15 protein-coding genes are annotated in these 17,763 nt (G+C 67.6%); 6 read left to right on the forward strand and 9 right to left on the reverse strand.

Translation table 11 applies throughout. The features are described from left to right. Positions 1 to 46 precede the first annotated feature (46 nt). Positions 47 to 940 (reverse strand): LysR family transcriptional regulator ArgP, encoded by an 894-nt coding sequence (locus ACVOME_RS02860; protein ID WP_283219469.1) that lies wholly within the window; start codon positions 938 to 940, stop codon positions 47 to 49. A gap of 106 nt (positions 941 to 1,046) precedes the next feature. Here ACVOME_RS02860 and ACVOME_RS02865 point away from each other — a divergent pair, with 106 nt between their 5' ends. Further along, positions 1,047 to 1,661, forward strand: a complete 615-nt coding sequence (locus tag ACVOME_RS02865; protein WP_262219263.1) for a LysE/ArgO family amino acid transporter — start codon at positions 1,047 to 1,049, stop codon at positions 1,659 to 1,661. On the opposite strand, the gene map is transcribed toward ACVOME_RS02865, so the two are convergent. From map to ACVOME_RS02890, 5 genes are all read right to left on the reverse strand, one after another. Beyond that, positions 1,658 to 2,440 (reverse strand): type I methionyl aminopeptidase, encoded by a 783-nt coding sequence (gene map / locus ACVOME_RS02870; protein ID WP_262219305.1) that lies wholly within the window; start codon positions 2,438 to 2,440, stop codon positions 1,658 to 1,660. The genes ACVOME_RS02865 and map overlap by 4 nt on opposite strands. Before the next feature lie 7 nt (positions 2,441 to 2,447). Beyond that, complete coding sequence (locus ACVOME_RS02875) at positions 2,448 to 2,660, reverse strand: ParD-like family protein (RefSeq protein ID WP_180875697.1); 213 nt, start codon at positions 2,658 to 2,660, stop codon at positions 2,448 to 2,450. A gap of 70 nt (positions 2,661 to 2,730) precedes the next feature. Then, a complete protein-coding gene (locus ACVOME_RS02880) occupies positions 2,731 to 3,090 on the reverse strand; it encodes a bleomycin resistance protein (protein ID WP_065181379.1) in 360 nt (119 codons plus the stop codon). 61 nt (positions 3,091 to 3,151) lie between these two features. Further along, the gene (locus tag ACVOME_RS02885; protein WP_481504697.1) at positions 3,152 to 4,282 is read right to left on the reverse strand and encodes a metallophosphoesterase; all 1,131 of its coding nucleotides are present in this window, start codon (positions 4,280 to 4,282) and stop codon (positions 3,152 to 3,154) included. Positions 4,283 to 4,450: 168 nt separating this feature from the next. Further along, positions 4,451 to 4,888 (reverse strand): winged helix-turn-helix transcriptional regulator, encoded by a 438-nt coding sequence (locus ACVOME_RS02890; protein ID WP_481504698.1) that lies wholly within the window; start codon positions 4,886 to 4,888, stop codon positions 4,451 to 4,453. Positions 4,889 to 4,969: 81 nt separating this feature from the next. Here ACVOME_RS02890 and ACVOME_RS02895 point away from each other — a divergent pair, with 81 nt between their 5' ends. From ACVOME_RS02895 to ACVOME_RS02905, 3 genes are all read left to right on the forward strand, one after another. Beyond that, complete coding sequence (locus tag ACVOME_RS02895) at positions 4,970 to 6,178, forward strand: MFS transporter (protein ID WP_481504699.1); 1,209 nt, start codon at positions 4,970 to 4,972, stop codon at positions 6,176 to 6,178. A gap of 217 nt (positions 6,179 to 6,395) precedes the next feature. Continuing rightward, positions 6,396 to 8,645 (forward strand): TonB-dependent siderophore receptor, encoded by a 2,250-nt coding sequence (locus ACVOME_RS02900; protein WP_461287651.1) that lies wholly within the window; start codon positions 6,396 to 6,398, stop codon positions 8,643 to 8,645. 157 nt (positions 8,646 to 8,802) lie between these two features. Further along, entirely contained in the window at positions 8,803 to 9,783 is a 981-nt protein-coding gene (locus tag ACVOME_RS02905; protein WP_053517376.1) for a cation diffusion facilitator family transporter, read from the forward strand. Positions 9,784 to 9,790: 7 nt separating this feature from the next. On the opposite strand, the gene nfi is transcribed toward ACVOME_RS02905, so the two are convergent. Further along, a complete protein-coding gene (gene nfi / locus ACVOME_RS02910; protein ID WP_481504700.1) occupies positions 9,791 to 10,465 on the reverse strand; it encodes a deoxyribonuclease V in 675 nt (224 codons plus the stop codon). 93 nt (positions 10,466 to 10,558) lie between these two features. Between nfi and gpmA the strand changes: the two genes are divergently transcribed. Together gpmA and ACVOME_RS02920 are read left to right on the forward strand one after the other, a co-directional pair. Beyond that, positions 10,559 to 11,308 (forward strand): 2,3-diphosphoglycerate-dependent phosphoglycerate mutase, encoded by a 750-nt coding sequence (gene gpmA, locus ACVOME_RS02915; RefSeq protein WP_053517379.1) that lies wholly within the window; start codon positions 10,559 to 10,561, stop codon positions 11,306 to 11,308. Between the two features lie 148 nt (positions 11,309 to 11,456). Beyond that, a complete protein-coding gene (locus tag ACVOME_RS02920; protein WP_197571884.1) occupies positions 11,457 to 13,550 on the forward strand; it encodes a M13 family metallopeptidase in 2,094 nt (697 codons plus the stop codon). A 78-nt stretch (positions 13,551 to 13,628) separates the two neighbouring features. Here the strand turns inward: ACVOME_RS02920 and ACVOME_RS02925 are convergent, their stop codons facing one another. Continuing rightward, on the reverse strand, positions 13,629 to 14,240 hold the full coding sequence (locus ACVOME_RS02925) for an HD-GYP domain-containing protein (RefSeq protein ID WP_481504701.1): 612 nt from the start codon (positions 14,238 to 14,240) through the stop codon (positions 13,629 to 13,631). A 52-nt stretch (positions 14,241 to 14,292) separates the two neighbouring features. After that, complete coding sequence (gene mfd, locus ACVOME_RS02930; RefSeq protein ID WP_262101108.1) at positions 14,293 to 17,757, reverse strand: transcription-repair coupling factor; 3,465 nt, start codon at positions 17,755 to 17,757, stop codon at positions 14,293 to 14,295. Positions 17,758 to 17,763 lie beyond the last annotated feature (6 nt).

The following is a 17,763-nucleotide window of genomic DNA, read 5'->3' on the forward strand; positions in this document are numbered from 1 at the left end:
TAGTGGTCTGCGCGTGAAGCCCGGGTCTGCGGTCATCGTATGGACCTCAGCGCAGGGCGCCGCTGGCCGCCGTGCGCAATGCCTGGGTGATGTGCTGCAGCGTGCTTGAGCGCACGGCCGCGTGCTGCCAGTACAAGGGCACGTCGAGCCAGCGGCGGGGTTCCAGTACCACCACGCGGCCGGCATGCACGGCAGGCCCCACCAGGGTTTCCGGGGCCATGCCCCAGCCCAGTCCGCACACGGCGGCTTCGACGAAGCCGGTCGAGGAGGGCAGATAATGCAGCGGTGGCTGCAGCCGCGCACGGGTCAGCCGCCGCACGAAGCGCCACTGCAGTTCATCTTTACGGTTGAACACCAGCATCGGCGCACGTGCCAGCGCCGCAGCCTGCATGCCCTCGCTGAAGTGCCGGCGGGCGAAGCCGGGCGAGGCGATGGCGTGGTAACGCATGGCGCCGAGCGGATGCACGTTGCAGCCCTTCACCGGCTGGCTTTCGGCGGTGACCGCGCCGAGCACGCTGCCATCTCGCAGCAACTGCAGGGTGTGGTCCTGATCATCCATGCGCAGGTCGAACAGATAGCCATGGCGCTGGTGCAGCTCGGCGATGGCCGGCACGAACCAGGTATCGAGCGAGTCGTCGTTGACCGCCAACGGGATCGGTGTGCGCGGGGCATCGCTGCCGCGTTCGGGCAGCAGTTCGGCCAGCGCCTCGGCCTCCAGCGTCTGCATCGGTCGCACCCTGCGCAGCAGCGCTTCACCTGTGGCGGTGGGTCGGCACGGTGCCTGACGTACCACCAGTACCTGGCCGAGCCGGTCCTCCAGTGCCTTGATCCGTTGCGACAGCGCCGACGGGCTGATCGACAGGCGTCGGGCTGCAGCGTCGAAGCTGCCTTCCTCCAGCACCGCAGCAAACGCAGCCAGTTGTGGATGTAGCAGATCCATGCCGGTGCCTCTTCAGTTTCTCTGCACAGGATAAAGAAAAATCAGATTGTCTAAACAGGGGCGGCGGCCGCACTCTGCGCATCCCCTCCCTGCCAGGCCTGTCCCCATGTGGATCGCCGCTGCCGCCGCCGGCCTGTTCGCAGGTGCCGGCCTGATCATCGCCATCGGTGCACAGAACGCCTTCGTACTGCGGCAGGGCCTGCAGCAGCGTCATGTGGGAAAGGTGGTGCTGGCCTGCGCCGGCGCGGACATCGTGCTGATACTGGCCGGTATCGGTGGCATGGGCGCGCTGGTGCTGCAGTGGCCGCTGCTGCTGCAGGTGCTGCGCTTTGGTGGTGCGGCGTTCCTGCTGTGGTATGGCCTGCAGGCGGGACTACGCGCGTGGCGTGGTGGCAGTGCGCTGGCCGCCGCCGAGGCGCAGGGCGGCAGCGGGCGCGAGGTACTGCTGACCTGCCTGGCCTTCACCCTGCTCAACCCGCACGTCTACCTGGATACCGTGGTGCTGCTGGGCAGCCTGTCCACGCGCTATCCGGGCGATCTGCGCTGGGCGTTCGCCACCGGTGCCTGCGTGGCCAGCGTGGCCTGGTTCTGCACGCTGGGCTATGGCGCGCGCCTGCTGCAGCCGGTGTTCCGCAGGTCGAGCGCGTGGAGGGTGCTGGATGCCGGCGTGGCGATCTTCATGTTCTGCCTCGCCACCCTGTTGCTGTTGCGTCCGCTCTAGGCCGCGTCCACCGCGCACAACGGCGTCTCGTCGGGGCGCAGCGTCAGCACCCGCACGCCCGTGCGGGTCACGGCCACGGTGTGCTCGAACTGTGCCGACAGCGTGCCGTCGCGGGTATAGACCGGCCATTCGCCCGCGCGCTGGCGGATCGCCGGCCTGCCCTGGTTGAGCATCGGTTCGATGGTGAACACCATGCCTTCTTCCAGCACCCTGCCGGTGTTGGGATGGCCGTAATGCAGGATCTGCGGTTCTTCGTGCATCTCCCGGCCGATGCCATGGCCGCAGTATTCCTTGACTACGCTGTAGCCGTGGCGGCGTGCGTAGCGGGCGATGGCGTGGCCGATGTCGCCCAGGCGCGCGCCGGGCCGTACCACGGCGATGCCTTTCCACATCGCTTCGTAGGCGGTCCGCACCAGCCGCCGTGCGGAAGGGGTGACCGCGCCGACCGGGTAGGTGGTGCTGGAATCGGCGATGTAGCCGTTCTTTTCCAGGGTGATGTCGAGATTCACGATCTGGCCCTCACGCAGCACGTCTGCGGTACTGGGCTCCCCGTGGCAGACCACGTTGTCGATGGAGGTGTTGAGCACGTACGGAAAGCCATACTGGCCCTTGCTGGCAGGCCGCGCCTGCAGCTCGTCGACGATCATCCGTTCGACGAAGTCGTTGATCTCCATCGTGCTGCGACCCTGCAGCGGCCATCTGTCGAGCGCGGCGAACACCTGTGCCAGCAGGCGGCCGGATTCGGCCATCAGCGCGATCTCGTCGGGCCGCTTGATGATGCTCACGTCAGGCCCGTGCGGGTGTCAGCGGCTGTGGCTGCACGCCGGCGGCGCGCAGTTCGCTGGCCACGATGTCCTGGAAGCTCAGCGTCGGATTCATTTCGCACAGCATGCCCACGCGGATCCAGAAACTGGCCTGGGCGTTGATCGAGCGGCTGGAGACGGTGCAGGCACGGCGCAGCTGGTCGTGCAGGGTGTCATCGATGTTGACGATGCCCATGGGCGGATCCAGGTAAGAGGAATATACGTATCGTATATGTTTCGTATATCCCTCTCAAGCCTGCGAGGACTCAGTCCGTTGCGGTGGCGAAGCGCAGGCGGTTGTGGTCCGGATCGAGCAGCAGCATTTCGCGGCTGCCCCACTCGGTGTCATGCGGCGGCTGTTCGATCGGTACCCCCGCGGCACTGAAGGCGCGGTGCAGCGCGTCGACATCCTCGACGATGAAGTAGACCGCGCCGCCCACTTCGCAGTCGCCGCTGTGCTCGGTGAGGAACAGCGTCTGGCCGTCGCGGGTGAGCTGGGCGAACAACGGAAACCCCGGCTCGAACCGATGCTCCCAGTCGACGACGAAGCCCAGGCCCTGCACGTAAAAGGGCAGGCTGGCATCGGCGTGGCGCATGCGCAGCTGCGGGATGACGGTCTGGCGCATCATGGTGGCTCGCAGGGGTGAGCCGGCAGTGTACGCCGGCAGGGTGCCGCCACTTTCGTGGTCAGTCCCGCAGGCCGGGTTCACCCTGGACCAGCGGCACCCGTGAGCCGTCCAGCAGACCGCGGCTGAGCCGGCCATCCTCGATGAACAGCAGCTCGCCGTTCTCGCCGTTCTTGATGCTGCTGTCGATGGCGATCACGCGATCACCATGGAACGTGCTGACATGCGGCATCGACGTGTGGCCGACCACGATGCGCTTGAGCTGCAGCGTGTCGAGCACGTCCTGCACGCCCCGTGCATCGAGACGCCCATCGAAGTAGCCGCGGTACCAGATGGGGCTGGTCTTGCCGTCGTACAGCGGTGCAGTTGCGGGGTCGGCCTTCACTTCGGCCTTGGGCAATCCCAGCGAGGCCTGGTAGGCGGCGTTGGTGCGTGCCGGGTGCAGTGCCAGTTCCACCGCTTCGGGCGAGATGCCGCCATGCAGGAACAGGGTGCCGCCGATCTTCAGCAGCACCGGCCGCGTCCGCAGCCATTGCCCGATCACCGAATCAGCGCCGTACAGCTGCGGATAGCTGCGCCCGAGCAGCTGCGCGCTGCGCAGGTACTTCGGATTGACATAGCGCAGGTCGTCGTACAGGACCATGGTCTCGTGGTTGCCGAGCACGAAGTGCACCGCACCGCCGGCGGCCGCCGCCTGCTGCTGCAGGCCATACAACAGCCAGAACGCTTCGGTGACCTGCGGGCCGCGATCGAACACGTCGCCAGCGACCACCAGGGTGTCCTGGCCGAGGGCCCAGCGGTCCTGCGCATCGATCACATGGTGGGCGCGCAGCAGTCGTACCAGCAGGTCGTACTGGCCGTGGATGTCGGACAGGGCGACGATGCGCGGTACCGCAGGCAGCTCCGACACCGAAGGCGCGACCGGTGGCAGCACGTGCACGCTGTGCGGGTAGCCGCACAGGGGCGCGACATCGGCAGCTCCCGTGGCGGTGCCCAGCGAGCGGGTCTGCACAGCGTCAGCGCAGATCCATTTGGCCTGCAGCTGATCGCCGTTGCGGAACACGTAGGGGCCATCGGCCTCGACGTGGGCGGCAGGCGCGGCGACTTCGCGGCCCTGCGCGCCTGGCACGCCCCACAGCAGGAGCAGGGGCAGCAGCACGGACGCGGATCGGGGCAGGGCACGGCGGAGCATGGGCGGAGTCCTAGGCAGCAACGGAAGGGCGGGCCGCAGGGCCCGCCCGTGATCCTACGCTGGCATTGCTACACGCTGCATGCGCGGGCGGCGCGCAGGCTTTGCCGTGGGAGGCGGATCATCGATCCGGCGCATCGCGCTCAGGTGGAACGGCACGCGAGGCTCGGGCTAGCGCATGTCCACCTTGCGGACCGCGGTCTGTTCCGCCAGCAGCGGCGTACCGGTGTGGTCATGCGGCTGCATGTAGGGAAGGGGCGCTCCGCTGGCACGCTCGACAAGCTGCGAGTGCGCCTCACCCGTTGCGAAACGATGGCGTTCGCCCCATTGGCGCAGCGCCACCAGCACCGGGAAAAGTTCGCGTCCGGCTGGCGTCAGCACGTACTGCTGGTAGGCGCTGCCATCGCTGGCAGGTTGCTGCAGGAGCAGCCCGGCCTCGACCAGACGCCGCAGGCGGTCGCTGAGGATGTTGCGCGCTGCGCCGAGGCTGCGCTGGAAGTCACTGAAGCGGGTAACGCCATCAAGGGCATCGCGGATGATCAGCAGGGCCCAGCGATCACCGAGCAGATCGGCGCTGCGGGCAACGGGGCAGGGGCTGTCGGCATGCATGGGCAAGGCTCGTGACGATGTGGTTGCATTTTAAAACCATTGTCGATAGGGTGCATCCAGTTTCAATATGCAACCACATTCATGCCCGTTTCCGTCCTTCCGCGCGCCCTGTTGGGCCTGCTGGCCATCGCGGCGGGTGCCAGTGTGGCCAATGTCTATTACGCACAGCCGCTGCTGGAGCGCCTGGCGCAGGCCTTCGCCATGGAGCGCGCGACGGCCGGCGCTGTGGTTGCCGCCACCCAGGCCGGCAGCGTGCTGGCCCTGCTCGGCCTGCTGCCGCTGGCCGACCGCGGCGATCGTCGCCGCCTGCTGCGCGTGCAGCTGCTGGCACTGGTGATGGTGCTGCTGGGACTGGCGGCAGCACGCAGTACCGCCTGGCTGCTGGGGGGCATGCTGCTGGCGGGCCTGCTCGGGACGGCGCTCACCCAGGGACTCATCGCCTATGCAGCCACGCTGGCACCGTCGGGGCAGCGGGGGCGCGTGGTTGGCATGGTGCAGGGCGGGGTGTTCATCGGCCTGCTGGCTGCGCGTGTGGTATCCGGCGCGGTGGCGGCCCTGGCCGGCTGGCGCGCGGTGTACCTGCTGTCAGCAGTGATGATGGCGGCGTTGGCGATGCTGCTGTGGCGACGCCTGCCTGCCGTGCCTGTTCCCTCGCAGCCGCCGGCCTGGCGCGCCCTGCTCGGCTCGATGATGACGATGCTGCGCAGTGATCGCACGCTGCGCGAGCGTGGCCCTCTGGCGCTGCTGCTGTTCGCCGGCCTCAACGTGTTCTGGGCGGCCGTACCGCTGCCCCTGTCGGCATCACCGATGAACTGGTCGACCGCGGCCATCGGCGCGCTCGGTCTGGCCGGCATGGTCGGTGCGCTGCTGGCTGCACGGGTGGGGCGCTGGATGGATCGGGGTTTCAGCCTGCGGGTGAGCCTGGGGGCGCTGCTGCTGATGCTGCTTGCGTGGTGGCCCCTGCTGGGTCTGCCGCACGCCCTGGCATGGCTGCTGCTGGGCGTGGTGGTGCTCGATCTGGGAGGACAGGCACTGCATGTGTCCAACCAGGCGTTGCTGCTGCGCGCGCCTGCCGAACAGCACGGTCGCCTGGTGGCGCTGTACATGCTGTTCTACGCGGTCGGCAGCGGCGTCGGTGCTGCGGCCGGTACGTGGATGCAGGCGCACCACGGCTGGACCAGGGTCTGTGCACTCGGTGCAGGCATCGCGGTGACAGCGCTGGCATGGTGGGCGTTGCATGCCGCTGCACCGGCAGCGCGTCACCCCGGCGGCCACCGGCCTCCTGCGTAGTACCCATCAGCAGGGGTACGGCGAACGAGCGTACTTGGCCCCATGCACATTTGCGAAGCGCTTGCACTGAGTTGACGCATTTGAGAATCAATCGCATTGATGGGAGAATGCGCGCATGGATCGGCCTGCGGAAGATGTGCGGCGCCGCTCCCACTCCCCCGTCGTCGCCTCAAGCCCTTTGCCAGAGGTCCCGTTGCCCTGCCAGAAGGTGTTGAAGATGTCTGCCGTCCTTGTTCCGCCGCCGCGCCCGTTGGCGCTTGCCGTTGCTGCCCTGCTTGCGGGCAGTGCCCTGGGTGCCCATGCGCAGACCGACGCGACCGATATCGATACGGTACACGTCACCGCCTCGCAGATCGCGCGCCAAGCACTGGGTACATCGACAATCACCGCCGAGGACATCGCGCGCCGTCCTCCTGCCAACGACATCGCCGAGCTGCTGCGGACCATGCCCGGCGTCAATCTCACCGGCAACAGTGCGTCCGGCCAGTACGGCAACAACCGCCAGATCGACCTGCGCGGCATGGGGCCGGAGAACACGCTGATCCTGGTGGACGGCAAACGCGTCGGCGCCCGCGACGCCGTGCGCATGGGCCGCAGTGGTGAGCGCAATACCCGTGGCGACACCAACTGGGTGCCGGCGGAGATGATCGAGCGCATCGAAGTGCTGCGTGGTCCGGCAGCGGCGCGCTATGGATCCGGCGCCTCCGGCGGCGTGGTCAACATCATCACCAAGCGCCCGACGGGCGATCTGACCGGAGCGGTCGATCTGTACGGACTGGTACCCGAGCACAGCGCCGAAGGTGGCAGTGAGCGCGTGGGCCTGCAGTTGAGCGGCCCGATGACCGATGCGTTGTCCTTCCGCCTGTATGGCAACCTCAACAGGACCGACGCCGATTCGCTCGAACTCAATCGCGCGTTCGCCACCGCGCCGGGCACCGTACCTCCCGCAGGCCGCGAGGGCGTCAAGAACCGCGATGTCAACGCGCTGCTGCGCTGGGACATCAACGCCGGCCAGGTGGTGGAATTCGAAGCCGGTACCAGCCGCCAGGGCAACATCTATGCGGGCGACCGTGCCGTGAGCAACACCGGTACCTCCACGCCGGTCGATCTGGCGGCGCTGGCCGAGAGCGAGGCAGAGACCAACCGCATGTACCGCACCACCGGGGCGATCACCCATCGTGGCCGCTGGGGCGATGTGACCTCGCGCGTTACTGCTGCGGTGGAAGCGGTCAACAATTCGCGCATCAACGAAGGCCTGGCCGGTGGCCCCGAGGGCAGCTTCAACGGCACCGACTGGTCCACCTCCCGCCTGCGCAATTACCAGCTCGACGGCGAGGTCAGTTTCCCGACCACGATCGGCGCGGCGGAGAATGTCTGGACGCTGGGCTTCGAGCATCTCGACAGCCGCCTGACCGATCCGTATTCGATGAGCCAGTCCGGCAGCAGTGGCGGTGGCCTGCCGGGCCTGTCGGCCGATCGCGCGCGCGGCAAGTCCGATGCGCAGACCACGGCGGTCTTCGTCGAAGACAACATCTACCTGGGTGAACGCTGGATCGTGACGCCGGGCCTGCGCTTCGACCACCACAGCCAGTTCGGCAACAACGCCAGCCCCAGCCTCAATGCGCAGTTCCGCATCAATGGCGACTGGGTGGTGAAGGGCGGCATCGCACGCGCGTTCAAGGCTCCCAACCTCTACCAGTCCAATCCGGACTACCTGTACTACACCCGTGGCAACGGCTGTCCCAACGCACTGCCGAGCCTGGGCGCGGGCTGCTACCTGCAGGGCAACGCGGAGCTGGACGCCGAGACCAGCCTGAACAAGGAACTGGGCGTGGAATGGGCTCCGGACAGTGGCTGGCAGGCCTCGTTGACCTACTTCCACAACGACTACAAGGACAAGATCGAGGCCGGGTATACCCAGGTCGGCCTCACCGCCGATACCCGTGGCCGGATCTTCCGCTGGGAAAATGCACCGAAGGCCATCGTGCAGGGCCTGGAGGGCAACCTGGTGGTGCCGCTGCTGGGCGAGCAGGGCGACCGGCTGAAGTGGAGCAGCAACTTCACCTACATGGTGGAGAACGAGAACAAGAGCACCGGCCAGCCGCTGTCGGTGATACCGCGGTACACGGTCAACACGATGCTGGACTGGCAGGCCACCGAAAAGCTGTCGCTGCTGCTCACCGGCACCTTCTACGGCAGGCAGGAGCCGGCCACCACCAACATCAACAACGATCCTCGCTGCACCGGAAGCTGCGATCCGTCGGTGGTGCTGCAGGATCGGGGGGCATACAACATCTGGGGCGTGAGCGCGCGCTACAGGGTTACCGGGACGGTCAGCTTCGGTTTCGGCGTGAACAACCTGGCCGATAAGCGCCTGTTCCGCGAAGCCAACAGCAGCGACGCTGGCGCGGCGACCTACAACGAGCCGGGCCGCGCATACTGGGCCAGCCTGCGTTTCGGCTTCTGAGCGCACGCGGTGCCTGACAGGCATGGCCCGGTGCAATCGGCGAGCGCCGGGCCGCGCCCGGCGCGACCGGCGCCGCACAGCTGCAATGTTATAAACATCGTAATAGTCTCCCTCGCAGCCACGCCGTAGCCTGACCGCATCGCACAGGAGCTGTTGCATGGGCCACGACCACGATCACCTGCCGTCCCAGATCCGCCACGAGAAGCCGTTGTGGTGGGCGTTGGGGCTGACTTCCACCTTCCTTGTCGTCGAAGTCGTCGGCGCGTTCTGGACCAACAGCCTGGCGCTGCTGTCCGATGCGGCCCACATGGCCACCGACGCGCTGGCACTGATGATCGCGCTGGTCGCGGTGCGCTTGAGCCGGCGTCCGCCGGACGCGCGCCGCACCTATGGCTATGCGCGGCTGGAAGCCCTTGGCGCGATGATCAATGGCGCGATGCTGTTCGTGGTGGCCGGCTACATCCTGTGGGAAGCGGTCGGCCGCTTCCGCGAACCGCAGGAGATTGCCTCCACCGGCATGCTGGTGATCGCCGCCGCCGGCCTGGTCATCAATCTGATCTCGATGCGCCTGCTGCAGGCCGGCAGCGGTGAAAGCCTCAACGTCAAAGGTGCCTACCTGGAAGTGTGGGCCGACATGCTCGGCTCGGTGGCGGTGATCGTCGGCGCGCTGCTGATCCGCTGGACCGGCTGGCAGCCGATCGACCCGATCCTGGCGGTGCTGATCGGCCTGTGGGTGCTGCCACGCACCTATGTGCTGATGCGCGAGGCGATCAACGTGCTGCTGGAAGGCGTGCCCAAGGGCATGGATGTGGCGAAGGTCCGCGACAGCCTGTCCGGTCATGCCGCGGTGCTGGACGTGCATGACCTGCATGTGTGGGCACTGGCCTCGAGCACGCCGGCGCTGACCGCGCATGTCGTGATGCGCGACGGTACCGACGCCGACGTGCTGCGCCGTGAGCTGGGAGGTCGCCTGCACGATGACTTTGGCATCGAGCATGTGACCCTGCAGATTGAAGCGGATCACTGCGGAGAGGCATGCGGAGATCCCGCGCCGCCCAGTGCGGCCGCACCGGATGCGCGGCACGATCACGACCACGGCGAGGACGCGCAGGGCCATCGCGGCCACGTGCACCACTGATCTGCCGCTACGCGTCCCGTCGCGACGCCAGCCGATCCGCCAGGCGGGTCGGCTCCGGCAGGCGATAGCCACGCAGCGTGCGCTGCACCCACTGCAGTGCGGTATCGGCGCTGATGCGGTGCCCGCCAGCGACGAACAGCGGCCTGCAGCGGACCTTGCTGCGCAGCACCCAGCCGAGCTGTTCATCGCCATCGAGCAGGGGCGTATGCGCGCCAGCCTCGTCTGCGGGCTCGACGAAGCGACCGACCAGTTTCGACTTGGCCACGCCGATGCTCGGCAGATCGGTGACGACGCCCAGGTGCGCCGCCACGCCCAGCCGTCGCGGATGGCTGATGCCGTGCCCGTCGACGAAGACCAGGTCCGGCGAACGCGGCAGCAGGGCCAGTGCAGCGAGCAGGGCGGGCAGCTCGCGGAAGCTGAGCAGGCCAGGGATGTAAGGCATCACCGTGGGAATGCGGGCGATCTCCCGGGCCACCGGTTGCAGGGTGGCGGCATCCAGCAGCACGGCTGCGGCGCGGGTGGTGCGGCCGTCGTCCTCGAAGCCGACGTCCAGCCCGGCCAGCCAGCGTACGGTACCCGGCAGGCGGTCGCTGCGCTCCACCCGCGCCGCAAGCCGCAGCTGTTGCTCGCGTGCGGCGACGACGCTGCCCTGCCAGCGCCCGGGATCGATCACGGTATTCATCGATCACAGCATCGCATGGGCCGCGCCACGGCACGGTGAGCGGCCCCGGGGCTACAATGGCGGCCTGCCTTTCCTCGCGTTGGAGATCCTGCAGTGACCCGTAAACTCGTACTGTTGCGCCATGGCCAGAGCCAGTGGAACCTGGACAACCGCTTCACCGGCTGGGTCGATGTCGACCTGACGGAGCAGGGGCGCCGGGAAGCGGCTGCCGCGGGCCGCCTGATGCGCGAGGAAGGCCTGCAGTTCGACGTCGCCCACACCTCGGTGTTGAAGCGCGCCATCCACACCCTGCAGGGTGCGCTGGCCGAGCTGGAGCAGGACTGGCTGCCGGTGAACAAGTCCTGGCGTCTCAACGAGCGCCATTACGGCGGCCTGCAGGGCCTGGACAAGGCCGAGACCGCTGCAAAGCACGGCGAGGAGCAGGTCAAGGTGTGGCGTCGCTCCTATGACATCCCGCCGCCGCCGATGGATCTGGAAGACCCGGGCCATCCGATCCACGACCGTCGCTACGCCGGGCTGGATCGCAACGCGCTGCCGGGTACCGAATCGCTGGCCACCACCCTCGACCGCGTGCTGCCGTACTGGCACGACGCCATCGCGCCGCAGCTGAAGGACGGCAAGACGGTGCTGGTCACCGCCCACGGCAACTCGCTGCGCGCGCTGTACAAGTACCTCAACAATGTTTCGCGCGAGGAAATCCTCGAGCTGAACATTCCGACCGGCATTCCGCTGCTGTTCGAACTGAACGATGACCTGACCGTGCAGTCGTTCCGCTACCTGGGCGACCCGGAAGCGGCGCGGAAGGCCGCTGAGGCCGTGGCCAACCAGGGCAAGGCCAGGTAACCATCGGAAGGCCGGCGCACGCCGGCCTTCGCTTTTTTGTGGCGCAGAGCAGGGCTCGGCGCCACATGACGAGCGCTCTGTGACCTTTGGCCGGTCCCTGCCGCGGGTGTCCCCGTCTACCCTGTGGAATTACCCGCAGGAGAGCCTCATGAACGTCCGCAACCTGGCCCCGCTGGGCCTGACCATCGCCATCGCCGCCTCCCTGGCTGCGTGTGGCAAGAACGAAACTGCACCGGCGACCAGTGCCGACGCTACGCCGGCCTTCGACCTGTCACAGATCAAGACGCCGCTGATCTCGCTCAACAGCGCCGATCTCGATCCGGCCATCGCGGCCTGCACCGACCTCAATGGCTTCGTCAACAGCAAGTGGCTGAAGGCCAATCCGGTACCGGGCGACCAGACCACCTGGGGCAGCTTCGAAATCCTGCGCGAGCGCTCGCTGGAAGTGCAGCATGCGCTGGTACAGCAGGCTGCCGCCAGCCAGGCCAAGACCGGTTCGGTGGAAGCCAAGATCGGCGACATCTGGAAGACCGGCAACGACGAAGCGAAGATCGAGGCTGCGGGCTTGGCACCGCTGCAGCCGCAGCTCGACAAGATCGCCGCGCTGAAGGACACCGCCACCCTCACCCAGTACCTGCGCGACAGCCAGGCCGAGGGCAAGGGCGTGCTGTTCTCGCTGTTCGCCAATGCCGATTACAAGGATTCGGCCAATGTCATCGCCTACGTCGGCCAGGGCGGCCTCGGCCTGCCGGAGAAGGGCTACTACTTCGATGATGCGCAGGCCAAGATCCGCGACGCCTACGTGGCCTACATCGCGCAGGTGCTGACCCTGTCCGGCGTGGACGCCGCGCAGGCCGCCGAGCAGGCCAAGGCCGTGATGGCCTTCGAAACCCGCTTGGCCAAGGCGTCCATGTCGCGCATCGAAATGCGTGACCCGGCCAAGCGCTACAACCCGCTCAGTGCTGCCGACGCCGACAGGCTGACCCCGAATTTCAGCTGGACCGCGCTGTTCGACACCCTGAAGGTGCCGGCCGCGCAGAAGTTCTCGCTGGCCCAGCCGGGCTTCTTCTCCGAGATGGACAAGATGCTGGCCGATGTGCCGGCCAGCACCTGGCAGGCCTACCTGCGCTTCCACACCATCGACGACGCCTCGCCGTACCTGAGCAGCCAGTTCGAGAAGGCCAACTTCGATTTCTATGGCACCACCCTGCGTGGCCAGAAGGAAATGCAGCCGCGCTGGAAGCGCGTGCTGGAGTCGGTCAACGGCGGCATGGGCGAGGCGCTGGGCCAGCTGTACGTCGACGCCGTATTCCCGGCCGAGTCGAAGGTGGCCATGCAGCACCTGGTGGAAAACCTGTCGCAGGCGTTGAAGGTGCGCCTGGAGCAGCTGCCGTGGATGGGCGAGGAAACCAAGAAGAAGGCACTGGAGAAGTGGGCCAGCTTCACCCCGAAGATCGGTTACCCGGACAAGTGGCGTGACTGGGCAGGCCTGCAGACCAACGGCGACAGCTACCTCGGCAACATGCAGGCGGCGCGCGCGTTCAACTACCGCTACATGCTGGACAAGATCGGCAAGCCGGTGGACAGGACCGAGTGGGGCATGACGCCGCAGACCGTCAACGCCTACTACAACGCCACCAAGAACGAGATCGTGTTCCCGGCAGCGATCCTGCAGGCGCCGTTCTTCGACGCCAAGGCCGATCCGGCACTGAACTACGGCGGCATCGGCGCGGTGATCGGCCACGAGATGATGCACGGCTACGACGATTCGGGCAGCCAGTTCGCCGCCAACGGCAACTTCGACAACTGGTGGACCGATGCCGACCGCAAGGCGTTCACCGAACGTACCGACCAGCTGGTCGCGCAGTTCGATGGCTACGAAGCGGTGCCCGGCGTGAATGTGAAGGGCAAGCTGACCCTGGGCGAGAACATCGGCGACCTGGGCGGCCTGACCGTTGCCTATGACGCGCTGCAGATGGCGCTGAAGGAAGATCCGAAGGCGAACGTCGAGGTCGATGGCTACAGCCAGGACCAGCGCTTCTTCATGAACTGGGCCACCGTGTGGCGTCGCAACTTCACCGATGGCGAACTGCGCGTGCGCCTGAACACCGATCCGCACGCGCCGGCCAACTTCCGCGCCAACGGTGCGCCCTCGAACATGCCGTCGTTCGCGGCTGCGTTCCAGTGCAAGGCCGGTGACGCGATGGTGCGTGCCGACGACAAGCGCGTGGTGATCTGGTAACCGATCACACGTGAAGCGTGATGCGAAAGGCCCGGCGCAAGCCGGGCCTTTTGTCTGTTCGCCCGGTGGCGCCGGATCTCAGGCCAGCGCAGGTTCCTGCGCCAGCAGGCGATGGAAGCGCTGCAGCACGTAGGGGTCGATCAGGCCGCCGGCCTGGTCATCGAGGATGCGCAGTGCCGTTCCGTGCGCCATCGCCGCCCGGTACGGACGATCACTGGTCATCGCATCGTAGGCGTCGGCGAGCGTGACAATGCGCGCGCCCAGCGGGATGTGCTCGCCGTGCAGGCCGTCGGGATAGCCGCTGCCGTCGAATGCCTCGTGATGGGCCCGGATCAGCCTGGCCACCGCGGCGGCATCGCTGCGGCCGGTGGTCAGGAAGATGTGCTCGCCACGCACGGGATGCTCACGCATGATCGCGCGCTCCTGCTCGGTGTGCCGACGAGGGCTCAGCAGCACGTCGTCGGGAATGCCGATCTTGCCGATGTCATGGAATCGCGCGGCCAGCGCGACCCGCGTGCCGGCCTCCTGGTCCAGGTCGCAGTGCAGGGCCAGGCGCTGCGCCAGTTGGCCGACCCGGTCACAGTGATGGCGGGTGTAAGCGTCGCGCATCTGCAGCGACATGGCCAGGGCATCGATCAGGCAGGCCTGTGCGTGCAGCAGGTCGGGGGCGGGTACGGCGTCAGGCAGCATGGTCGTCCGCCCGCACCGGGTGGGGCCGGTGCGGGATGGTGGCGGTGGGAAATCAACCCGGGGCGAGGGTCGTCAGCAGGGCGCGGGCCGCATTGAAGCGGTCTTCCGGCAAGGGCAGCGGGTGCTTGATGCGGAGCTTGTCCGGGCCTTCCATCGCATACAGGTTCGGCTGCTTCTGGATCAGCTGGATCACGGCCATCGGGTCGATGTCCGGCTTCGATTCGAACACGATGCGGCCACCGTTTTCGCCCAGGTCCAGCTTGCGGATGCCCAGCGCGTTGGCCCGCAGCTTCAGCTCGGCAACCGCGAACAGGTGCTTGGCCGGGTCCGGCAGCAGGCCGAAGCGATCGATCATCTCGACCTGCAGCTCGCGCAGCGCATCGTTGTCGCGCGCGCTGGAAATGCGCTTGTACAGCGTCAGGCGGGTATGCACGTCCGGCAGGTAGTCTTCCGGAATCAGGGCCGGCACATGCAGCTCGACGTCGGCACCGCGCACTTCCTCGCCGGCATCCAGGTCCGGCAGCTTGCCCTGCTTGATGCTGCGTACCGCGCGCTCCAGGAGCTCGGTATACAGGCTGAAGCCGACTTCGGCCATCTGCCCGCTCTGGTCCTCGCCGAGCAGTTCACCGGCACCGCGGATTTCCAGATCGTGCGTGGCCAGGGTGAAGCCGGCGCCCAGCTCGTCCATGGAGGCGATGGCTTCCAGGCGCTTCTCGGCATCCGGGGTGATCGCACGGCGGTCAGGCGTGATCAGGTAGGCGTAGGCGCGGTGGTGCGAACGCCCCACGCGGCCGCGCAGCTGGTGCAGCTGGGCCAGGCCGAAGCGGTCAGCGCGGTTGATGATGATGGTGTTGGCGTTGGGGATGTCGATGCCCGACTCGATGATCGTGGTCGACAGCAGCACGTTGAAGCGCTGCTTCTGGAAATCCAGCATCACCTTCTCCAGTTCGCGCTCCGGCATCTGGCCATGGGCGATGCCGATGCGCGCTTCCGGCACGAGTTCGGACAGCTCGCGCTGCATGCGGCCGATGCTCTCCACGTCGTTGTGCAGGAAGTACAGCTGGCCACCACGCGCCAGTTCGCGCTGGAAGGCCTCGCGCAGCAGCGCGTTGTCCCATTGCGTGATGAAGGTCTGTACCGCCAGCCGGTTCGGCGGCGGCGTGGCGATGATCGACAGGTCGCGAAGGCCGGCCATGGCCATGTTCAGCGTGCGCGGGATCGGCGTGGCGGTCAGGGTCAGCAGGTGCACGTTGGCACGCAACGCCTTCAGCGCCTCCTTCTGGCGTACGCCGAAACGTTGTTCCTCGTCGACGATGACCATGCCCAGATCCTTGAACTTCACGTCCGGCTGCAGCAGGCGGTGGGTGCCCACGATGACATCGATGGTGCCGGCAGCGACCTTCTCCAGTTCGGCCTTGATCTCCTTGGTGCTCTTGAAGCGCGACAGCACTTCCACCTTGAGCGGGTAATCGGCGAAGCGGTCGCGGAAGTTGCGGTAGTGCTGTTCGGCCAGCAGCGTGGTCGGCACCAGCACCGCCACCTGCTTGCCGGCACTGGCGGCGGCGAACGCGGCGCGCACGGCGACCTCGGTCTTGCCGAAGCCGACATCGCCGCAGACCACGCGGTCCATCGGCTGGCTGCTGGCGAGGTCGCGCAGGGTCGCGTCGATGGCGGCCAGCTGGTCGGGTGTCTCCTCGAACGGGAAGCCGGCGGCGAATGGTTCGTACATCGCGCGGTCGACCTGCAGGGCCAGTCCGGCACGTGCCTGCCGGCGCGCCTGGATTTCCAGCAGTTCGGCGGCGACGTCGCGCACCTTCTCGGCGGCCTTGCGCTTGGCCTTGGTCCACTGCTCGCCCCCGAGCGAATGCAGGGGCGCGGTCTCGGCGGATGCGCCGGAGTAGCGGCTGATGAGATGCAGCTGTGCGACCGGAACGTACAGGCGGTCGCCCTTGGCATACTCGATTTCCAGGAACTCGCCCGGCATGCCACCGACGTCCATCGCGATCAGGCCGCGATAACGGCCCACGCCATGATCCTCGTGCACGATCGGCGCGCCTTCGGTCAGCTCGCCCAGGTCACGGATGATCGCTTCCGGTTCGCGGCCGGCGCGGCGCGTGCGGCGGGTGCTGCCGGCGCGCTCGGGGAACAGCTGGCGTTCGGTCAGGACCGCCAGGCGCGGATCGTCCAGGGCGAAGCCATCTTCCAGCGGCGCCACGGTGATGGCAAAGCGCACATCGCTGGCGAGGAAGGCGGGCAGGTCGGCAACCACCGGCGGCTTCAGTTCGGCCGCCTGCAGCACTTCCAGCAGGGCTTCGCGGCGGCCCGGTGAATCTGCGGCGATCAGTACCCGGCCGGGGTAGTGGCCGAGGAAGGATTTCAGCGCGTCGCCAGCGGGCGCTTCGCGGGCCGCTACCGGTAGCGCCGGCAGGGGCTGGTCGCCCAGCGCATGTGCATCGGCGATGCGCGCATGGTCGGCGGCCCATACTTCGATGCGTGGCGCGTCGTTCAGCCGCTCGCGCAGCTGCTCAGGCGAAAGGTACAGCGCCGAGGGCGGCAGCAGCGGGCGCTCGACATCGTGGCGGCGCTGCTCGTAGCGTTCGCCGGTCTGTGCCCAGAACGCGTCGGCGGCTTCGCCGGCGCCGGCACACACCACCGGCAGGCTGCCGGCAGGCAGGTAGTCGAACAGGCTGGCGGTGCGATCGAAGAACAGCGGCAGATAGTACTCGATGCCGGCCGGGGCCAACCCGGACTTGAGGTCCTGGTACAGCGCGCTGCGGCGCGTGTCGACATCGAAGCGCTCACGCAGGGTGGCCAGCACGCGGCCGATGCTGGCCTCATCCATCGGTACTTCGCGGCCGGGCAGCATGTGCACCGACTCGACCCTGTCCAGCGAGCGCTGGCTTTCCGGGTCGAAGGCGCGGATCGAGTCGATGTCCTCGTCCAGCAGCTCCACCCGCAAGGGCTCGTCGGCGCCCATCGGGAACACATCGAGCAGGCCGCCGCGCACGGCGAAGTCACCGGGGTCCATCACCTGCGGCACGTTGCGGTAGCCCGCGCTTTCCAGGCGGCGTTTCTCGGCCTCCAGGTCCAGGCGCTGGCCGACCTTCAGGTCGAAGCTGCCGCCGATCACGTAGCTGCGCGGGGCCAGCTGCTGCAGCAGGGTCTGGACCGGCACCACCACCAGGCCGCGCTTGAGCGAAGGCAGGCGGTGCAGGGCCGCCAGGCGCTGCGAGATGATGTCCGGATGCGGGCTGAAGCGGTCGTAGGGCAGGGTTTCCCAGTCCGGGAAGGCGATCACCGGCAGCGCGGGATCGTTGCCCAGCAGGGTCTGCAGATCGGCTTCGAGCTGGTTGGCGCCGTGGTTGTCACGGGCAACCACCAGCAACGGCGCGTCATGCGCGCGCGCCGCCTGGGCCAGGTACCAGGCCAGGGCGGTCGGTGAAGCGGGGGCGCGCCACCAGGCGCGGAGCTGGCCGGCGCGCGGCAGCGGCGGGGCGGGGTATGAAGTACGCGACATGGACCG

It is taken from the genome of Stenotrophomonas sp. STEN008 (assembly GCF_056760435.1).

What these genes read in the sequence shown, in the direction of transcription:
- ACVOME_RS02890 (WP_481504698.1), bottom strand. Translation starts at nt 4,888, where the DNA reads ATGCATGCCGACAGCCCCTGCCCCGTTGCCCGCAGCGCCGATCTGCTC.
- ACVOME_RS02900 (WP_461287651.1), top strand. Translation starts at nt 6,396, where the DNA reads ATGTCTGCCGTCCTTGTTCCGCCGCCGCGCCCGTTGGCGCTTGCCGTT.
- mfd (WP_262101108.1), bottom strand. Translation starts at nt 17,757, where the DNA reads ATGTCGCGTACTTCATACCCCGCCCCGCCGCTGCCGCGCGCCGGCCAG.
- ACVOME_RS02885 (WP_481504697.1), bottom strand. Translation starts at nt 4,282, where the DNA reads ATGCTCCGCCGTGCCCTGCCCCGATCCGCGTCCGTGCTGCTGCCCCTG.
- ACVOME_RS02920 (WP_197571884.1), top strand. Translation starts at nt 11,457, where the DNA reads ATGAACGTCCGCAACCTGGCCCCGCTGGGCCTGACCATCGCCATCGCC.
- ACVOME_RS02895 (WP_481504699.1), top strand. Translation starts at nt 4,970, where the DNA reads ATGCCCGTTTCCGTCCTTCCGCGCGCCCTGTTGGGCCTGCTGGCCATC.
- ACVOME_RS02860 (WP_283219469.1), bottom strand. Translation starts at nt 940, where the DNA reads ATGGATCTGCTACATCCACAACTGGCTGCGTTTGCTGCGGTGCTGGAG.
- ACVOME_RS02865 (WP_262219263.1), top strand. Translation starts at nt 1,047, where the DNA reads ATGTGGATCGCCGCTGCCGCCGCCGGCCTGTTCGCAGGTGCCGGCCTG.
- ACVOME_RS02925 (WP_481504701.1), bottom strand. Translation starts at nt 14,240, where the DNA reads ATGCTGCCTGACGCCGTACCCGCCCCCGACCTGCTGCACGCACAGGCC.
- ACVOME_RS02875 (WP_180875697.1), bottom strand. Translation starts at nt 2,660, where the DNA reads ATGGGCATCGTCAACATCGATGACACCCTGCACGACCAGCTGCGCCGT.
- ACVOME_RS02905 (WP_053517376.1), top strand. Translation starts at nt 8,803, where the DNA reads ATGGGCCACGACCACGATCACCTGCCGTCCCAGATCCGCCACGAGAAG.
- nfi (WP_481504700.1), bottom strand. Translation starts at nt 10,465, where the DNA reads ATGAATACCGTGATCGATCCCGGGCGCTGGCAGGGCAGCGTCGTCGCC.
- ACVOME_RS02880 (WP_065181379.1), bottom strand. Translation starts at nt 3,090, where the DNA reads ATGCGCCAGACCGTCATCCCGCAGCTGCGCATGCGCCACGCCGATGCC.